General features: G+C 38.4%; 17 protein-coding genes, 1 tRNA gene and 1 pseudogene. 6 read left to right on the forward strand and 13 right to left on the reverse strand.

Translation table 11 applies throughout. The features are described from left to right. Positions 1–130: 130 nt before the first annotated feature. Both BFU02S_RS09765 and BFU02S_RS16735 read right to left on the reverse strand, forming a co-directional pair. Entirely contained in the window at positions 131–604 is a 474-nt protein-coding gene (locus BFU02S_RS09765; RefSeq protein ID WP_066369769.1) for a hypothetical protein, read from the reverse strand. 412 nt (positions 605–1,016) lie between these two features. Next, positions 1,017–1,113: transfer RNA gene (locus BFU02S_RS16735), tRNA-Sec, on the reverse strand. Positions 1,114–1,332: 219 nt separating this feature from the next. On the opposite strand from BFU02S_RS16735, the gene BFU02S_RS09770 reads away from it, so the two are divergent. Next, positions 1,333–1,758, forward strand: a complete 426-nt coding sequence (locus tag BFU02S_RS09770) for a DUF2621 domain-containing protein (protein WP_066369772.1) — start codon at positions 1,333–1,335, stop codon at positions 1,756–1,758. A 72-nt stretch (positions 1,759–1,830) separates the two neighbouring features. Here the strand turns inward: BFU02S_RS09770 and BFU02S_RS09775 are convergent, their stop codons facing one another. Continuing rightward, positions 1,831–2,295: a CcdC family protein gene (locus tag BFU02S_RS09775; RefSeq protein WP_066369814.1), complete on the reverse strand. Its 465-nt coding sequence runs from the start codon at positions 2,293–2,295 to the stop codon at positions 1,831–1,833. Positions 2,296–2,452: 157 nt separating this feature from the next. Further along, positions 2,453–3,160, reverse strand: a complete 708-nt coding sequence (locus BFU02S_RS09780) for a cytochrome c biogenesis CcdA family protein (RefSeq protein WP_066369818.1) — start codon at positions 3,158–3,160, stop codon at positions 2,453–2,455. 168 nt (positions 3,161–3,328) lie between these two features. Here BFU02S_RS09780 and BFU02S_RS09785 point away from each other — a divergent pair, with 168 nt between their 5' ends. Then, positions 3,329–3,580, forward strand: a complete 252-nt coding sequence (locus BFU02S_RS09785; RefSeq protein ID WP_369690663.1) for a Spo0E family sporulation regulatory protein-aspartic acid phosphatase — start codon at positions 3,329–3,331, stop codon at positions 3,578–3,580. Between the two features lie 69 nt (positions 3,581–3,649). Here BFU02S_RS09785 and BFU02S_RS09790 read toward each other — a convergent pair whose 3' ends face one another. From BFU02S_RS09790 to bioB, 3 genes and pseudogenes are all read right to left on the reverse strand, one after another. Further along, a complete protein-coding gene (locus BFU02S_RS09790) occupies positions 3,650–5,431 on the reverse strand; it encodes an ABC transporter ATP-binding protein (RefSeq protein WP_066369777.1) in 1,782 nt (593 codons plus the stop codon). A gap of 1 nt (position 5,432) precedes the next feature. After that, positions 5,433–5,684 (reverse strand): annotated as a pseudogene (locus BFU02S_RS17310) (multidrug ABC transporter permease/ATP-binding protein); the annotation flags it as partial. Between the two features lie 157 nt (positions 5,685–5,841). Then, a complete protein-coding gene (gene bioB / locus BFU02S_RS09800; protein WP_066369786.1) occupies positions 5,842–6,879 on the reverse strand; it encodes a biotin synthase BioB in 1,038 nt (345 codons plus the stop codon). 211 nt (positions 6,880–7,090) lie between these two features. Here bioB and BFU02S_RS09805 point away from each other — a divergent pair, with 211 nt between their 5' ends. The 3 genes from BFU02S_RS09805 (at position 7,091) to BFU02S_RS09815 (ending at position 10,326) form a co-directional block, all read left to right on the forward strand. Beyond that, a complete protein-coding gene (locus tag BFU02S_RS09805) occupies positions 7,091–7,654 on the forward strand; it encodes a biotin transporter BioY (RefSeq protein ID WP_066369787.1) in 564 nt (187 codons plus the stop codon). A gap of 100 nt (positions 7,655–7,754) precedes the next feature. Further along, positions 7,755–9,233, forward strand: a complete 1,479-nt coding sequence (locus tag BFU02S_RS09810; RefSeq protein ID WP_066369789.1) for an AMP-binding protein — start codon at positions 7,755–7,757, stop codon at positions 9,231–9,233. After that, positions 9,229–10,326, forward strand: coding sequence for an acetyl-CoA C-acyltransferase (locus BFU02S_RS09815; protein WP_066369792.1), 1,098 nt, complete (start codon positions 9,229–9,231; stop codon positions 10,324–10,326). Before BFU02S_RS09810 ends, BFU02S_RS09815 begins: the two co-directional genes overlap by 5 nt. Before the next feature lie 232 nt (positions 10,327–10,558). Here the strand turns inward: BFU02S_RS09815 and BFU02S_RS09820 are convergent, their stop codons facing one another. From BFU02S_RS09820 to yneA, 6 genes are all read right to left on the reverse strand, one after another. Beyond that, the gene (locus BFU02S_RS09820) at positions 10,559–10,771 is read right to left on the reverse strand and encodes a YneF family protein (RefSeq protein WP_066369795.1); all 213 of its coding nucleotides are present in this window, start codon (positions 10,769–10,771) and stop codon (positions 10,559–10,561) included. 76 nt (positions 10,772–10,847) lie between these two features. Further along, a complete protein-coding gene (gene sirA, locus BFU02S_RS09825) occupies positions 10,848–11,288 on the reverse strand; it encodes a sporulation inhibitor of replication protein SirA (protein ID WP_066369798.1) in 441 nt (146 codons plus the stop codon). A gap of 185 nt (positions 11,289–11,473) precedes the next feature. Next, positions 11,474–13,480 carry a transketolase gene (gene tkt / locus BFU02S_RS09830; RefSeq protein WP_066369801.1) on the reverse strand — a complete coding sequence of 669 codons (2,007 nt, stop codon included), beginning with the start codon at positions 13,478–13,480 and terminating at the stop codon, positions 11,474–11,476. A gap of 186 nt (positions 13,481–13,666) precedes the next feature. After that, positions 13,667–13,897, reverse strand: a complete 231-nt coding sequence (locus tag BFU02S_RS09835; protein WP_066369803.1) for a DUF896 domain-containing protein — start codon at positions 13,895–13,897, stop codon at positions 13,667–13,669. A 74-nt stretch (positions 13,898–13,971) separates the two neighbouring features. Continuing rightward, positions 13,972–14,619, reverse strand: coding sequence for a YneB family resolvase-like protein (locus tag BFU02S_RS09840; protein ID WP_066369805.1), 648 nt, complete (start codon positions 14,617–14,619; stop codon positions 13,972–13,974). Between the two features lie 13 nt (positions 14,620–14,632). Continuing rightward, positions 14,633–14,956 (reverse strand): cell division suppressor protein YneA, encoded by a 324-nt coding sequence (gene yneA / locus BFU02S_RS09845; RefSeq protein WP_066369807.1) that lies wholly within the window; start codon positions 14,954–14,956, stop codon positions 14,633–14,635. A gap of 151 nt (positions 14,957–15,107) precedes the next feature. On the opposite strand from yneA, the gene lexA reads away from it, so the two are divergent. Continuing rightward, positions 15,108–15,731: a transcriptional repressor LexA gene (gene lexA, locus BFU02S_RS09850; RefSeq protein ID WP_066369811.1), complete on the forward strand. Its 624-nt coding sequence runs from the start codon at positions 15,108–15,110 to the stop codon at positions 15,729–15,731. The last annotated feature ends 130 nt before the right edge of the window (positions 15,732–15,861 follow it).

A 15,861-nucleotide genomic window follows, 5' to 3' on the forward strand; every position in this document is an offset into this window, starting at 1 on the left:
CATAGTAATGCTGTTTTTGGCAGTTTGTTTTTTGAATATAAAAAAACTGAAAATATGCAAAAAGTAGTAAAAACTTGCATATCTTCAGCTTATTTTTAATTGGAATATTAATCAAAAGTTCCTCGTTACTTTAATAAGCTTTAGTTTTTTTGTATTTTTCAAAAAGGTACTGAAATCCATATAAGAAAAAAGCTTTGTAAAAGAAGTATAGGAAGAATTGACATGCATTTAGTCGAACTAATTTAAATAATTTTATCTTTGGAAATAAACTTCTAGCTAGAAATGTAAAAAATAATTGAAAAAAAGCATTTAGCATAATAAACTTTTTGAAATTTCCGTATGTCCATTTTAATGTCCATAAAGCCACCGCTAACATTGGACCAATTAAAAAAGGAAATTCATTATAAAAAAAGGAATTTGGTTTATTATAAAAAAACCACCATCTCCGTTTTTTTCCAATCGGAACGTCAATACAATTTATTAAAAACACAAAGATAAAGGCTGGAAAAAATCTCTTTACTGTTCGCCATTCCAAAAAGGAGAATGTCACCCATGAGAATAATACCATTGAAATATTAAATAACCACTTATTTTTCATTGACATATTAATCCCTCCTATCTAAAAGGAATCATTTAAACATATTATATCTCCATCGCTTTTTAATTATCCTGCCTCGTTAATACAATAAGCATTGATTGAAAATTGTGTATAAATATAGGCGTTTTATACAATTTTGCTTTTAGTATTGATTCAAAATGATTAATAAACATACTACCAAAACCTACATCATTTAATTGCTAGAAACAAGTAATTTCCTGTTCGTTTTACGTTTAATAGGTATAAAAAAATCCACCTTTCTTTTAAGGAAATAGCGGATTTAATTCACCAGTATTCATTAAAAAAACACCGGACTTCATGTAATTTCCAGAGAAAGTACAGGTGTATGTTTTGAAGAAAATCACGGTTTTTTAACTGCCCAAAAACCTGCTGAACCCTTGATAATACTGTATTCTTATGGCGGGACCGCCTGGGAATCGAACCCAGCAGACCACACACGGTGGTCTCAAGCAGTTTTGAAGACTGTGGGGGACACCAGTACCCCTTTCAGCCCCGTAAACAAAATCGGAACATGAAACCATTATTTTTAATTATATTACAATCGAATATTGCAACAATCAATAGTGCAAACTTAAGTGTTAATATTCCGATAATTGCCACCTAATTTAACTGCAGTCTTCTTTTACAAGACTATAATCTTCGGCATCCTTCCATTTTTGCAAAAAACAGACTATAATAAAATATGAAATAATTGGTTTTGTGGGTGAAGCTATATGCTGCATGGTTGGTTTATGTGGTTTATTTTATTATGGACTGTGTTTCTCCTTGCCTCATTTGGGATTGGCGGTTATTTTATGTTCCGCAAGTTTTTGAAGAGAATGCCGAAGGAAGACGGCAAGTCTATTATGGATTGGGAAGAGTATTATGTGAAGGGATCACGGCATTTATGGGGACCTGAGGAAAAAGCGTTGCTTGAGGATTTAGTTAGTCCCGTTCCCGAGTTATTCCGGGATGTGGCCCGACATAAGATAGCCGGGAAAATCGGAGAGTTGGCATTGAAGGAAAATGCGCCTAAAATTACGGAAGACTTAGTGATTCGCGGCTATATTCAGGCAACCCCGAAACGCGACCATAAATTTTTACGGAAAAAGCTGTTTGAAAATAAAATAGACGTTGCTCCATATGAACACTTATTCTAAACCGTCCAGATGAGGGGCGGTTTTTTCTTATAATTAAGAACACTGATCCGCTTTGAATCAGTGTTCTTTTTCCTATGCTCCGTGAAGCTGTTTATATAGCTTTTTATAGTCAATAAACATGGCAATACGCCATGGCAGTATCATGAAATAGGCTAAAAGGAAGAACATGCCGGCTAATTGAGTATATGGCATCGCAGAACTCATAACAGATTTCAAAATGACCCTAATAAACAATAATCCGACTAGTATCACGATAAACCACTTTGACCGCTTCAAATAAATATCTTGATCACGAATTTCAAACTTTGACGTTTTGATAAGAAAAATCGAAAAAAACATTCCTATTACGATTGCTTCAATAATTTCCGGAAATGTTAATCGGAACTGCGGATCAATATACATCAGCGCCCCAGTTGACATAAAAATAGGCGGTAATACAATTTTTTTCACGTTTGTCGGTTTGGCTGATGCCTTAATGCGGACAACCATAACCAGAGCAGCCATTGCTACTGCACCGACAGAAGAAATAGCAACCATATTCATTGTGGCATTCATTCCTTATCAGTTAATTTTCCTTATCCATTATATATCAAATACCTCAATTCTAAAAAATATTTACACTTTCATTCTTATTTTTTCTTACCAAAAATGATGAAATCAAAGCTATTCATCCAGAATAAGGAAAATTCTGGTGTCAAAATCCGGAAAAACCTCCAAATATCCCTTGAAATAGATTAATGATTTTCGTCATCCAATCAAAAAACAAGATAATCCCCATCACCATCATGATATAGCCGCCAATTTTCATAATAGTGCCGCTATGTTTTTTCATCCATTTCAACCGACCAATGAAGAACGATAAAATGAAAAATGGAATTGCAAAACCAAGTGAATAGGCAATCATATAGACTACACCTGAACTTGGATTAGTTGCTGCCAGCGAGATCACGATTGAAAGAATGGGTCCCGTACAAGGGGTCCATCCTGCGGCAAACGCCATACCGATTAAGACGGAACCTACAAAACCAGAAGGGCGGTTTTTAAATTCAATACGCCTGTCCCTCATCATAAACTCCGGCTTCAAAACCCCGACGATCATTAAGCCAAAGAAAATGATAACAATTCCGCCGATCTGCCGAATTAAGTCTTTATATTCCCTGAAAAAGCTGCCGATAAGCGTGGTTCCAAAACCAATGGCGATAAAAATAACGGAAAATCCTAATAGAAAAAATAATGTATGAAGCAGGCTGCGTTTTTGCAGCATCGCGTTTTCACTTTGCAATTCACCGATAGACATTCCGGTAATGTACGATAAAAAGGCAGGATACAGTGGCAAACAGCATGGGGAAATAAAACTCATAAATCCCGCACCCAATGCCAAAAATAAATTGATATCGTGCATATGAACACTCCCAATAAAGTCGATCCCTTTCCATTTTAACAGAACTGATCCTTTAAAATAATCATTATGCAAAAATTTCTTCTTTATCCAAAATATTTTCCATCCTAAGGATAATCTCCTGCATATTTCTTTGAAATAATTTACAATATCGGGTATACTAGAACAACAATGCATTTTAATAGTTTTTCTAATCTTCTTTTAATCAAAAGTATAGGAGTTTCTCCGGAAAGGAAATCGGCCGTGATCAAAGACGATTTAATATCACTAATTGAAAAGAAACGAGTCGAATTAATACAAGTCGCTGCTCGCTACGGCTTGACCTCCTCCGCTGCAATTCGCTATAGTCAAGAGCTTGACAAATTATTAAATGAATATAATAAAATAAATAATAAAAAACTCGCAGACTGCCTAACCTCTTAAGTACTTATATTTAGGAAGAAAGCATGTCTAAAAAATGCTTTCTTCCTAGCAAAAATCCCTGCACAAGGTTTATGAGACTTCCATTACTTTTCCATTTTGTAACAAGTACATTTTATGATAGAGTCCCTTAAGTGCCAACAGCTCTTGATGGGTTCCCTGTTCGACAATTTCCCCTTGATGCAGCACGAGAATTAAATCGGCATCCTGGATTGTAGATAACCGGTGAGCAATGGCAATTGTTGTTCTCCCTTGTCGCATCTTGGCAAGGGCTTTTTGAATGGCTTCTTCCGTTTCGGTATCAATATTGGCGGTTGCCTCATCCAGCACCAAAATTTTGGGATTAGCCGCCATCGTTCTGGCAAAAGCAATCAATTGCCGCTGTCCGCTGGAGAAAGCACCCCCACGCTCTACTACCTTATGATCAAAACCATCCTCAAGCTGCTCAATAAAGTGATGAGCTTGAACAAAGCGGGCTGCTTCTTCGACTTGTTCATCCCGTATCGCTTTGTTATGGAGGCGGATATTATCTTTAATCGTTCCATAAAACAAGAATGGATCCTGTAACACAAGCCCCATCTTCTCCCGAAGCTCTTGCTTTGAAAAATTGCGTATCGATTCCCCGTCAATCAGAATGTCGCCCCGGTTATATTCATAAAACCGCATCAATAGATTAATGATCGAACTCTTCCCGCTCCCGGTATGGCCGACAAGGGCAACTGTTTCACCCGGATTTGCTGTAAAAGAGATATTTTTTAACACATCGCGGTTTCCGTCATAAGAAAAGCTTACATTTTTAAATTCAATCCGACCTTTGGAAATAGTCAGCCCAGTTCCACTCTTTTGTGCCGGAGCCAATGCTTTCTCATCCAACAATCTAAAAACCCGTACTCCCGCGACAATTGCCTGCTGAAATAATGGAAGCCGCTGCATCATTTGATTGACTGGCTCAAAGAACCAATCTAAATAATTAACGAATACGTAGATTACACCAATTTCTATTTTTTGCTGGAAGGAAGTTAGCCCAAAATAGTTTAAAACAATGATCAAAGCAATGGTGTATATAAGGTTAATTGCCGGACGAAGCAGCAATCCGTCGATTTTGATTTTTTTCATGCCCGCACGGTAATGCAGTTCATTAATGCGGCCGAATTCCTGGCGTAGCCGTTGCTCTTGGCGGAATACTTGAATAATAGACATTCCCTGAAGCGACTCGGCAAGCTTTGCATTTAATTGACTTAACCGCTCCCGCATATCAAGATAAAAACGAGAACTTAGCTTTCGATATAAAACCATCACGAAGATTAAAAACGGGATGATGATCACACAAAATAATGCTAATCTTATATCCAGGATAAACATAGCAATAAATATTCCGATCAGCAAACATCCGCTTTGAATGAACGTGGAAATGACGGTCACAAACATATCTTTGATGGCTTCGGTATCATTTGTAACCCGTGATACAATGCTTCCCGTCGGTGTTTGATCGAAATACTTTAAGCCAAGTGCCTGAACCTTGGCAAAAACATCAATTCGCAGTTGCTGTACAATATATAAAGCGATCTCTTGGAATTTCACCAATTGCAAGTATAAGAGGAAGGCGTTAACGACTTGAATTCCCATATAAACGGAACCTAGTATGAAAAGAGGTGTAAACAGTAGTTTACGGGGTGTTAGGTAATCGTCTATAAAAATTTTGACCAAAATCGGCGACACAATCTCCCCTAAGGTTGTCAGCAGTAACAAGACAAATGCAAAACTAATTATTTTTTTATAAGGTTTTGTATAGGAAAGCAAGCGGAATAAAATCTTCCTTTGCTCCCGTCCTGTCAGTTCTATTTTTCCCTCCATTTTAATACCCTCCATGCCCGACTAGTTCTTCCAACCGCTGGCGTTCATACATTGCTTTGTACCACCCTCCCGTCTGCATTAATTCCTCATGTGTACCCCTTTCCATAATTTCGCCATGATCAAGTACGAGAATGAGATGAGCATGTTGTATGGCACTCAGGCGGTGTGACGTAATGATGTTTGTTTTACCTTCACGATTTCTTTTGAGAGATGAAAGAATTGCCTCCTCTGTCTTGGCATCAACAGCCGAAATCCAAAAACACTTTCATTCAAACCGCCCCCCCAAAAAAAGCAACAACTGTTTAGCTTATCGAAGTATTATTTTATCAAATATTTACAAATTAATAAAGATTAAGAATTCATATAAAAAAGCACCCATTATTTCATAACCATGAGTGCTTAATAGAAAACTATTTTATTCGATTGCTGTTTCGTAAGTTCGATAAGGCGAATGGTTGATGTTCAGTTTCATAAGGATTTTCTTCTATTTCGAATCCTAGATCTTCGATTAATTGAAAATCTTCTTTTGCCGCTTGGCCATTCGTTGTTAGATAATCTCCTACAAAAATAGAATTCGCTATAAATAATCCCAAATTCTGCAGGGAGCGCAAGTTATATTCACGCCCTCCGGAGATTCGGATTTCCTTTGTGGGATTAACATACCGGAACAAGGACAAAATCTTTAAACAGCGAATGGGCGTTAACTCATCCATGTTTTCAAGCTTTGTTCCCTTAATAGGATGGAGGAAGTTAACCGGGATAGAATCAACATCCAACTCCTTAAGCGCAAAAGCCATATCCACTATATCATCATCTGTTTCCCCCATTCCGCAAATCACTCCAGAACAAGGAGAAATCCCTACCTTTTTCACGTTTTCAATGGTGTTGACCCTATCTTCATAATGATGAGTAGTCGTAATATTTGCATGGTGATTTGCACTCGTATTAATGTTGTGATTAAAACGATCTACACCTGCTTCTTTCAGCTTATATGCCTGTTCTTCTGTTACCAGTCCCATGCAAGCGCAGATTTTAAATTGCTCTACTTCACGTTTAATTTCCTGTACCGCCGAAATCACAGTATCCACTTCATGATTGGTTGGTCTACGCCCACTCATCACAATGCAATATGTACCAATTTTATTTTTTTTCGCTTCTTTCGCTCCCTCAACAATGGTTTGTTTACTAATTAACGGGTAACGGTCGATTTCTGTCTTTGCCTTCATTGATTGACCACAGTATCCGCAATCCTCCGGGCAAAGACCGCTTTTGGCATTAATAATCAAATTTAACTTGACTTTTTTTCCATAAAAATGGCGACGAATCTCATAAGCTCCATGGACCAACGCCAAAACATCATCATCACCAATTGATAAAATCTCCTTTGCTTCTTCTCTCCCCAGTGAATAACCTTCTATAACTTTCCTTGCCAGTTTAGACCAATCCATTTGATCACCTCATCTTGAATTGTTAACCTAATTTCAAATATAGTTTACAAATAAAATTATAAGGTAAGCAAACTGCTAATCAAGTATTTTATTTTTTGAAGGACTTGCTTTAGAAATTTTTATATGTAAACCTGTTATATAAAAAGTTGACATTTTTTATTTTATAATTTTACAATCATACATATAAAAAATAAAAAAAGTGGGGATGAACATGAAAGTTGTCGAAATTACATACGTAGCATTACTTGCTGCATTTATGGGGGTATTGGGTATGGTTCCTCCTATTATGCTGTCATTTACACCTGTTCCAATCACTATACAAACTTTGGGTGTATTGCTAGCCGGTGGTGTATTAGGTCCGCGGTTAGGGGCATTAAGTATGACTATCTTTCTATTAGTTGTGGCTGCCGGTGCTCCTTTACTATCAGGAGGAAGAGGCGGATTAGCGGTATTTATCGGCCCTAGTGCCGGCTACCTTTTTGCCTTTCCGTTAACCGCTTTTTGCGTTGGGTATCTGATCAGGCGCTTTTCCCAATTTAAATTGCGAAATATCTTGTTTATAAATTTAACTGTTGGGATTTTCCTGCTTTACTTAATCGGAATCCCTGTACAAGCATATGTAATGGCTATTCCAATTGAAAAAGCCATCCTAACAAGTACAGCTTATCTTCCTGGGGATATATTGAAAGCAATCATTGCTTCCTATATAGTATATAGGATGCTCCAATCCCCCGTTATCAAACGCAATCTTCATCAAAATGTTGAGACACTTTAATGTGTCTCTCTTTTTTGTAATGCAGATTCATCATTCACTTAATTGTTGGCAGGGAAATGAAGAAAGTCTGCCGCTCTAATCAAGCAAGAGGTGATTCACTTTGGCATCCATAACAGAAACATACATAAAACACGCTCAATCTGCCCCTGAGAAAATAGCTCTACAAACAAACGATCAACAAATAAATTATTACGATTGGTATAAAATGATTTGCAAAACAGCGAACTGGCTGGACTCTTTGGGGTTTGACCAACATACCGTAGGAATTCTACTTCCAAATGGAATTCATCTCCTGCAGCTTTTTGCAGGTGCGGCAAAAGCGGGATGGGTTACCGTTCTCTATGATTTGAAATGGACAGAAACAGAACTTGATAAACGATTGATATTGTCTAAGCCTACCATTCTGATCACATCCAAGGCGTTGTTCCCAAAAATTCGTCATCTTTCGACAAACATTCTTATCTGGGAGGAAATCATTGATGAAATCGAAAAAGCTTCCTCCATACGGAATGATGAAGTGAATGGAGAAACCCCGTTTTATATGGGGTTTACATCGGGAACAACTGGAAACCCAAAATCCTTCATTCGCACCCATGATTCATGGGCAGCAAGCTTCGAGCGCAGCCGTATTGATTTTCAGCTGGATAAAAACGATCACGTGATCATCCCCGGCGCACTTATTCACTCCCATTTCTTATATGGTGCCATTAGTACTTTATTCTTAGGCGGGACCGTCTATCTTATAGAGAAGTTCTCTCCAAAAATGACCTTATCCTTAATGGCATCACAACCTATTACAACGGTTTATGTCGTGCCGACAATGATGACTGCCTTTTTAGAATACGGGCGGCAAATGGATAAAAACATGAAAATTATTTCTTCTGGTGCTAAGTGGGAGGAGAATGCTAAACAACAGATTAAGCAAGTTTTTCAGAATATTTCTATATATGAGTTCTATGGGGCTAGTGAGCTAAGTTTTGTTACTGTTTTAACCGATAAAGAGAATGATCGAAAACCCGGCTCGGTCGGCAGGCCATGTCATAATGTTGAAATCCAAATCCGCCGTTCAAACATGGAACCAGCGAAGCCCTATGAACTTGGAAAAATCTATGTAAAAAGCAATATGCTCTTCTTAGGTTACCTTGAACCAGATGAATTTGGTGATCAGTGTCGCATCCGATCTATTCATGATGAGAACGGATGGGTTACAGTCAATGATATGGGGTATATGGACGAAGAGGGCTATCTCTATATCTCCGGTCGTAAAAATAATATGATTTTATATGGCGGTATTAATATATTTCCGGGAGAAATTGAAGCAGTCATAAGCCAACATCCCGCTGTTGATGAAGTGGCGGTTATTGGTCTCGCTGATTCGTATTGGGGTCAAATCGTCGCTGCTGTTTTGAAAGGTTCGACTACCATACCAGTTTTAAAAAAGTTTTGCAGACAACATTTGTCTTCCCATAAGATTCCGAGAAAATGGTTTTTTATTGATGAAATGCCGTATACAACCAGCGGAAAAATTGCCCGTCAGCAATTAAAGGAAGACATTGAAAGTAAGATGATGAGCCATTAAAAGAGCAGTTATTGTCCGGGCAAAACGAACACCAATTGGAAAAAGAAACGGAATCTTAAAACACTTTCAGGCACATGAATTGGCGGCCCCGGTTTTGAGCCAGCTGGCTGAAGGAATCGAAGGAATAGTGGAAGATGTGATTTTAGGAAATGTTACCGGCCCGGGCGGTAACCTCGGAAGGTTATCCGCCTTAGAGGCGGGATTGCCGCTCTCCGTGCCTGGATTGATGGTGGATCGGCAATGTAGCGCTGGTTTGGAGGCTATCCGCTTAGCCTGTTATTTAATCCAGGGTGGTGCCGGTGCATGCTATATTGCAGGCGGGGTCGAGAGTTCAAGTACTTCTCCTTTTCTGAAACGGGCCCGATTTTCCCCTGACAGAATTGGTGATCCTGAAATGCTCGAAGCGGCCGAAAATGTTGCCCAAAAGTACAATATCTCTAAGGAGCGCCAGGATCACTATACACTACTAAGTCATAAACGGAGCTGGGAGACATTTGAAAATGGATACTTTACCGAAGAAATCGTTGCTATTGATCAATGGATGAAAGATGAAGCTTTTTTTAAAAAACGAAATATGCAAGCATTGCTTAGTCGATCTAAACCGTTCACTGTTAACGATCATGGCACCGTAACTGCAGCTAATAGCTGCGGAATAAATGATGGAGCTGCTGCTGTAGTAGTGATGGAAGAAAATACAGCTCTTTCACTTGGATTTAAGCCGGTTCTTCGCTTTGTCGACAGTCAAGTGGCCGGTATACATCCTTGTTATCCTGGAGCGGCGCCGATCCCTGCCATCAGAAATTTATTAGAGAAGAACCAACTTTCGGTTGAGAAAATTGACCTATTTGAAATTAATGAAGCCTTTGCCTGTAAAATTATTGCTTGTGCTCAAGAACTCAACATCCCTTATGAAAGATTGAATATAAGAGGCGGCGCATTAACATTAGGGCATCCATACGGTGCATCTGGCTCTATTTTGGTGACAAGGTTGTTTCATGAGGTACAAAAGCAGAAGGAAATAAAGTATGTAATAGCTGCAATTGGCAGTGGAGGCGGAATTGGTGTAGCTGTTTTATTTGAGAAAGTTCATTAACTGGCTGATGCCTTTAGGCATAGCCATTTTTTTATATATAAAATCGTTTTTGTAAACAGTTCTTTCAAAAATGCTGGTCATAAGATGACTAATATTTAAGAAATAATTTAATCCCCAATAACACAAAAACCACCTTCCTATAGATTCATTTCAATAGAAAAAGTGGTTTCGGATTATTTTGGAGAGATCAACTAGTTATGAACGATTCCTACCCATTGATAGAGAATATAAATTATTTCCCTGTTTGCTTGTTCATAGCGTTCATCATTTGATTGATTTTCTTCTGCGATGGTTTCATACCCATTTGCATCATCATCATTTTTAACATTTGCTCATTAATTGGCGGATTTTTCTTTAGATAGCTCATCATATATTTACGAGCAATGAAAAATCCTAGTGCTATACCAACGGCTAATGCCAGTATACCGACTAGAACATATAACATTCAATTTCCTCCTTCATGTTGTCTACCATACATCAGTTTACTAAATAAAACAAAATTAGACAATATCTCATTTTATTTAAACGTATTTTCTTTCTTTAATCGGTTTCAACCAACCGCAACGCTTATGTTCGAGGTCAATTGCCAAGAAGGATGCCTCGCTTTTACGGAGCACTTCAAAAAAGGCTGTTTCGGCATCATAGCTGCCATGTGCTTCGACTGTAATCATTTCTTGAAAAATATTTAATTTAGCCGTACTTAGTTTTCCGTTTAATTCAATTACATATGCACCATGATCAGCTTTAAATCCTTTTGTTTTCCCGAGCTGCTGCTGAATAAGCTTGTGAATTTTCAATACTTCTAGCTTTTTCGTTATATAGGTAATTTGCTTATCAATTATAAATTTAAGTTCACCTTTTGCATCCTCATGCTCTTTGAATAATTTGTAAAACAAACGCTCTCGTCCGAAGAAATGGGCGGCAAATTCATCTTCTATTAAATAAAGTTGATACTTCCTCATTTACAGACCTCTCCTTCGCAAACAACCCCTTTTTTCTATTATAGAAAATGGTAAAAGAAACATTTGTCTTATGGCGGCAAAAACTTCCACTAATTTTGTCGATTAGAAGAAAGTTTTTAATTTTGGAAAGGTTCTGTTCTTAAAACAGAAAAAGAGAGAACAGACAACCCGTTCTCCCCGACTGTTTATTTTTGTAATAGGGCTTTTACTCGAGCTACTACATTGTTTACGGAGAATCCGTATTCTTCCATTACTTTTTCTCCTGGAGCGGAAGCACCGAATTTATCGATTGTTAACAATTCACCTTCATCACCGACATATTTATGCCAGCCAAGTGAAGCTCCCATTTCAATGCCAAGGCGTTTTTTCACATTTTTCGGTAACACGGAATCTTTATACTCTTGAGATTGTTGCTCAAAACGATCCCATGATGGCATACTGATGACAGAAACTTGAATACCTTCACTTGCAAGAACTTTTTGTGCTTCAACAGCCAGGCCTACTTCAGAACCGGAAGCAAGCAGCAGGGCAGCTGGTGTTCCATTTTCTGCAGGTGAAATGATATAAGCACCTTTAGAAACACCATCATAAGCATTTTTGTCCGTTCCTTTAATAGTTGGTAAGTTTTGACGAGTTAGAACAAGTGCTGTTGGTTGGTTTGTTGATTCTACCGCAAGCTTCCAAGCAGCAGCCGTTTCATTTCCATCTGCAGGACGAATGACTGAAAGATTAGGCATCGCTCTTAATGCTGCCAAGTGTTCGATTGGTTCGTGTGTCGGACCATCTTCTCCAACTGCAATACTGTCATGGGTAAATACATAGGTAACTGGTAAGCCCATTAATGCTGCTAAACGAATTGCTGGACGGAGATAATCAGAGAACACGAAGAATGTTCCACCAAATACTTTTAATCCTCCATGAAGAGCCATCCCGTTCATAGCTGCTCCCATGGCAAATTCCCGTACACCAAACCAGAAATTGCGCCCTTCATATTCGCCTGGCAAATAATCTTTTGATCCTTTAATCGTCGTTTTATTAGAACCAGCAAGGTCTGCTGAACCGCCAATAAAAGTAGGAAGATTTTTCGCAATGCCATTAAGCACTTCACCAGATGAAGCACGGGATGCGATGCTCTTTCCTTCGCTGTAAACAGGAATATCTTTGTCCCATCCTTCAGGTAATTGATTGGCTAATGCCTGCTCAAGCTGGGCTGCTAATTCAGGATACTGGTTCTTATACTGCGTAAACAGTTCATTCCATTCTTTTTCCTTTTTCTCGCCATTTTCAACAACGAGTTGATGGAAGTTGTCATATACTTCTTGTGGTACATAGAAATCTTTATCGAATACCCATTTGTAAGCTTCTTTCGTGAGCTTTAATTCCTCTGCTCCTAGCGGGGCGCCATGAACACCAGAAGTACCTGCACGGTTTGGAGAACCATAACCGATTATTGTTCTAACCTCAATGATGGTTGGACGTTCAAGGTCATTTCTAGCTTCTTCAAGTGCTTTTGCGATTTCCTCTAGATTATTGCCATCCTCTACACGCAAGTATTGCCAGCCATACGCTTCGAAGCGCCCTTTTACACTTTCGGAGAACGATTTATTTAACTCACCATCTAGGGAGATATCGTTAGAATCATAAAGAACCACTAAACGACCAAGTTTTAAATGACCTGCAAGGGAAGCAGCCTCTGCAGAAACACCTTCCATTAAATCGCCGTCACCACAAATACTGTATGTAAAATGGTTCACAATTTCAAAGTTATCTTTATTATATACACTTGCTAAATGACGTTCTGCCATTGCCATTCCAACAGCCATAGCAATTCCTTGACCAAGCGGCCCAGTTGTTGCTTCTACACCCTCTGTATGACCATATTCAGGGTGGCCTGGTGTTTTACTTCCCCATTGGCGGAACTGCTTTAAATCTTCCATGCTAAGATTATAACCAGATAAATGAAGCATGCTGTAAAGCAATGCAGAGCCATGGCCCGCAGATAGAACAAAACGGTCACGGTTAAACCAATGTGGGTTCTTTGGATTATGATTCATGAATCTGGTCCACAAAGTATAGGTCATTGGAGCCGCTCCCATAGGCATTCCCGGATGACCTGAATTAGCTTTCTCTACTGCATCAATAGCTAGGGTCCGTATCGTGGTTACTGATAGTTGGTCAATATTATTTGTCATCGTCTACATCCTTTCTTAACAACTAGGATTATATGCACATCCTTAATATTAGCTATCTACGGTTCTTAATTCAACAAATTGGTTCCAATATGTGAAAAAAACCGTTCTCATAGAGATATTTTGTTTCACAAAAAAGATATGTATGTAAAAAAGGAATACTCTTTTTTAGGTATTCCCGATCATGCTTCAATGAAGTTTATTTTTCTTTCTTGCTTTTAATTTCTCTGGTGTGACATCATTCCCTATAGGATCAATAAAAGTAGAATTTGTCAATGTTTCTAGCATTTGCGAACGGAAAGCTGCTAAATACTCACTTCTTAATTTGGATTGCTCTTTGGCTTCTGCTGTTGTTAATTTACCAGCCTTTGCTTTTCGCGCCAGCTCATTAATTCTCGCTATTTTATCTTTAGATAGCATCTGGGCACCTTCCTATCAAACTTTGCATTGAAATGAATTATAATAAAAAAGAGAAGTATCGACAAGCAAAAGGCTTATTCTTCTAACGCTTCCATATATTCTTGATACCTTCGATGTACCGTGGCTTTAGAAATATTATATCCGAATCCTTTAAATGTCGCTGCGATCTCCGAAAATGTCAGCCCGTTCTTTCTCAACCTGACAATTTCCCCAATAGGAACTTCAATTTTATCCCTCCCTGAATTCTTTCCCAGGTTTCTTAAATTTTTCTCCGGCTTGTAACCATTTTCGACAGCTCGAATCATTCCGCGCTTAATTTTTACATTATGAAGTTTTCGTTGGTATTCTTCAACCATGGAGACAATTTTTAAAACCATAGAATCTGATTCAGACAGCTGCAGTTCTCCATTATGGGAAATGCTATAAAGCTTGATGCCCTCTTTTATAATACAATGCAAAATAGCAATTTTTGCGTTTCCTCTTCCGATCCTTGTTTCATCTTGAATCAGGACTGCCCCAATCTGTTCTTCCTTTATTCGCTCGAGAAGCTTTAGAATGCCGTCTCTTTCTAATTCATAGCCGCTTGCTTGTTCCTTTATAACTGTGTCAATTTCAAAGTTATATTGACGTGCTAGTTGAATAAGCTCCTCTTCTTGGCGCTGTAATGACGTCTCTTGCGTTTCTTTATTTGTACTTACACGACAATAAATGATTGCTTTCATAACATCTTCCTCTCTATTTTCCGAAGCCGCTAGCGAATTGTTCCGCAGCCGGGGATTCTTTCGTTACTGGTATCATGATCACATCTCCCGGATAGATCGTATCGCCGGCATTGTAATTATGTCTTTTCACCCAATTGACAAATTCTTCGTTCGATATGGAGAGACGATCGGAATATTGCTGAGCGATTTTCCATAGCGAATCCCCTTGGGAAATCGTTACCTTCATATATTTATCCTGCGATTGGAGAAAACTTTGCAATGACAATACGATGGCAAAAGAACAGCTTAAGCCCATAAGAATAATAGCATACGAGTAATGTTTCCATAACTTTTTCATGCTTAACACCTCTCAATAGAATGTATGTTCTTTTTTTATTATACCCAGAACGTTTGTTTGTTGTCAACATACAATTCGAACTTATGTTTGTATAAAATAATCGAACATGCTATAATAAAGTCAACAATTACTAGAAGAGGTGCATTTTATCATGGTCAAAATCTCGAAGCGCCAGCAAGATATTTTAGATTTTATTAAACAGGAGGTAAAGAGCAAAGGATATCCTCCATCAGTCCGCGAAATAGGCGAAGCAGTCGGACTTGCATCGAGTTCTACAGTACACGGACATCTATCTAGATTAGAAAGCAAAGGCCTAATCAGACGCGACCCGACAAAACCAAGGGCAATTGAAATCTTAGAGACTGATGAAATGGCAAATATCCCAAAGAATAAAGCAGTTAATGTACCATTGGTCGGAAAAGTAACGGCTGGGATGCCAATTACTGCAATTGAGAACATTGAGGAATTCTTTCCTCTTCCTGAAAGGCTTGTTCCATCGGATGAGCAAGTTTTTATGTTGGAAATCGTGGGAGAAAGTATGATCGAAGCGGGCATTCTGGATGGTGATTACGTCATTGTGAAGCAGCAGCAAACCGCAAACAACGGGGATATTATTATTGCCATGACGGAGGAAAACGAGGCAACGTGTAAAAGGTTCTTTAAGGAAAAAGACTATATCCGCTTGCAGCCGGAAAACTCCACTATGGATCCGATTATCTTGAGAAATGTAACGATTCTCGGAAAAGTAATCGGGGTTTTTCGGCAAATACATTAGAAAAAACTGCACCTCCAATTGTTAGTTGTGTCTAACAATTGGGGTGCAGTTCATATTTTTACGGTCTTTTCTTAAATTTTGTACGAAAGAATAAGATTCCCCCCACAAAATAAAAAACCTAGATTAAGTC

The organism is Neobacillus fumarioli NBRC 102428 (assembly GCF_001591485.1).
Classification (GTDB): domain Bacteria; phylum Bacillota; class Bacilli; order Bacillales; family Cytobacillaceae; genus Neobacillus; species Neobacillus fumarioli.

What these genes read in the sequence shown, in the direction of transcription:
- BFU02S_RS09765 (WP_066369769.1), bottom strand. Translation starts at nt 604, where the DNA reads ATGTCAATGAAAAATAAGTGGTTATTTAATATTTCAATGGTATTATTC.
- BFU02S_RS09770 (WP_066369772.1), top strand. Translation starts at nt 1,333, where the DNA reads ATGCTGCATGGTTGGTTTATGTGGTTTATTTTATTATGGACTGTGTTT.
- BFU02S_RS09775 (WP_066369814.1), bottom strand. Translation starts at nt 2,295, where the DNA reads ATGGTTGCTATTTCTTCTGTCGGTGCAGTAGCAATGGCTGCTCTGGTT.
- BFU02S_RS09780 (WP_066369818.1), bottom strand. Translation starts at nt 3,160, where the DNA reads ATGCACGATATCAATTTATTTTTGGCATTGGGTGCGGGATTTATGAGT.
- BFU02S_RS09785 (WP_369690663.1), top strand. Translation starts at nt 3,329, where the DNA reads ATGCATTTTAATAGTTTTTCTAATCTTCTTTTAATCAAAAGTATAGGA.
- BFU02S_RS09790 (WP_066369777.1), bottom strand. Translation starts at nt 5,431, where the DNA reads ATGGAGGGAAAAATAGAACTGACAGGACGGGAGCAAAGGAAGATTTTA.
- bioB (WP_066369786.1), bottom strand. Translation starts at nt 6,879, where the DNA reads ATGGATTGGTCTAAACTGGCAAGGAAAGTTATAGAAGGTTATTCACTG.
- BFU02S_RS09805 (WP_066369787.1), top strand. Translation starts at nt 7,091, where the DNA reads ATGAAAGTTGTCGAAATTACATACGTAGCATTACTTGCTGCATTTATG.
- BFU02S_RS09820 (WP_066369795.1), bottom strand. Translation starts at nt 10,771, where the DNA reads ATGTTATATGTTCTAGTCGGTATACTGGCATTAGCCGTTGGTATAGCA.
- sirA (WP_066369798.1), bottom strand. Translation starts at nt 11,288, where the DNA reads ATGAGGAAGTATCAACTTTATTTAATAGAAGATGAATTTGCCGCCCAT.
- tkt (WP_066369801.1), bottom strand. Translation starts at nt 13,480, where the DNA reads ATGACAAATAATATTGACCAACTATCAGTAACCACGATACGGACCCTA.
- BFU02S_RS09835 (WP_066369803.1), bottom strand. Translation starts at nt 13,897, where the DNA reads ATGCTATCTAAAGATAAAATAGCGAGAATTAATGAGCTGGCGCGAAAA.
- BFU02S_RS09840 (WP_066369805.1), bottom strand. Translation starts at nt 14,619, where the DNA reads ATGAAAGCAATCATTTATTGTCGTGTAAGTACAAATAAAGAAACGCAA.
- yneA (WP_066369807.1), bottom strand. Translation starts at nt 14,956, where the DNA reads ATGAAAAAGTTATGGAAACATTACTCGTATGCTATTATTCTTATGGGC.
- lexA (WP_066369811.1), top strand. Translation starts at nt 15,108, where the DNA reads ATGGTCAAAATCTCGAAGCGCCAGCAAGATATTTTAGATTTTATTAAA.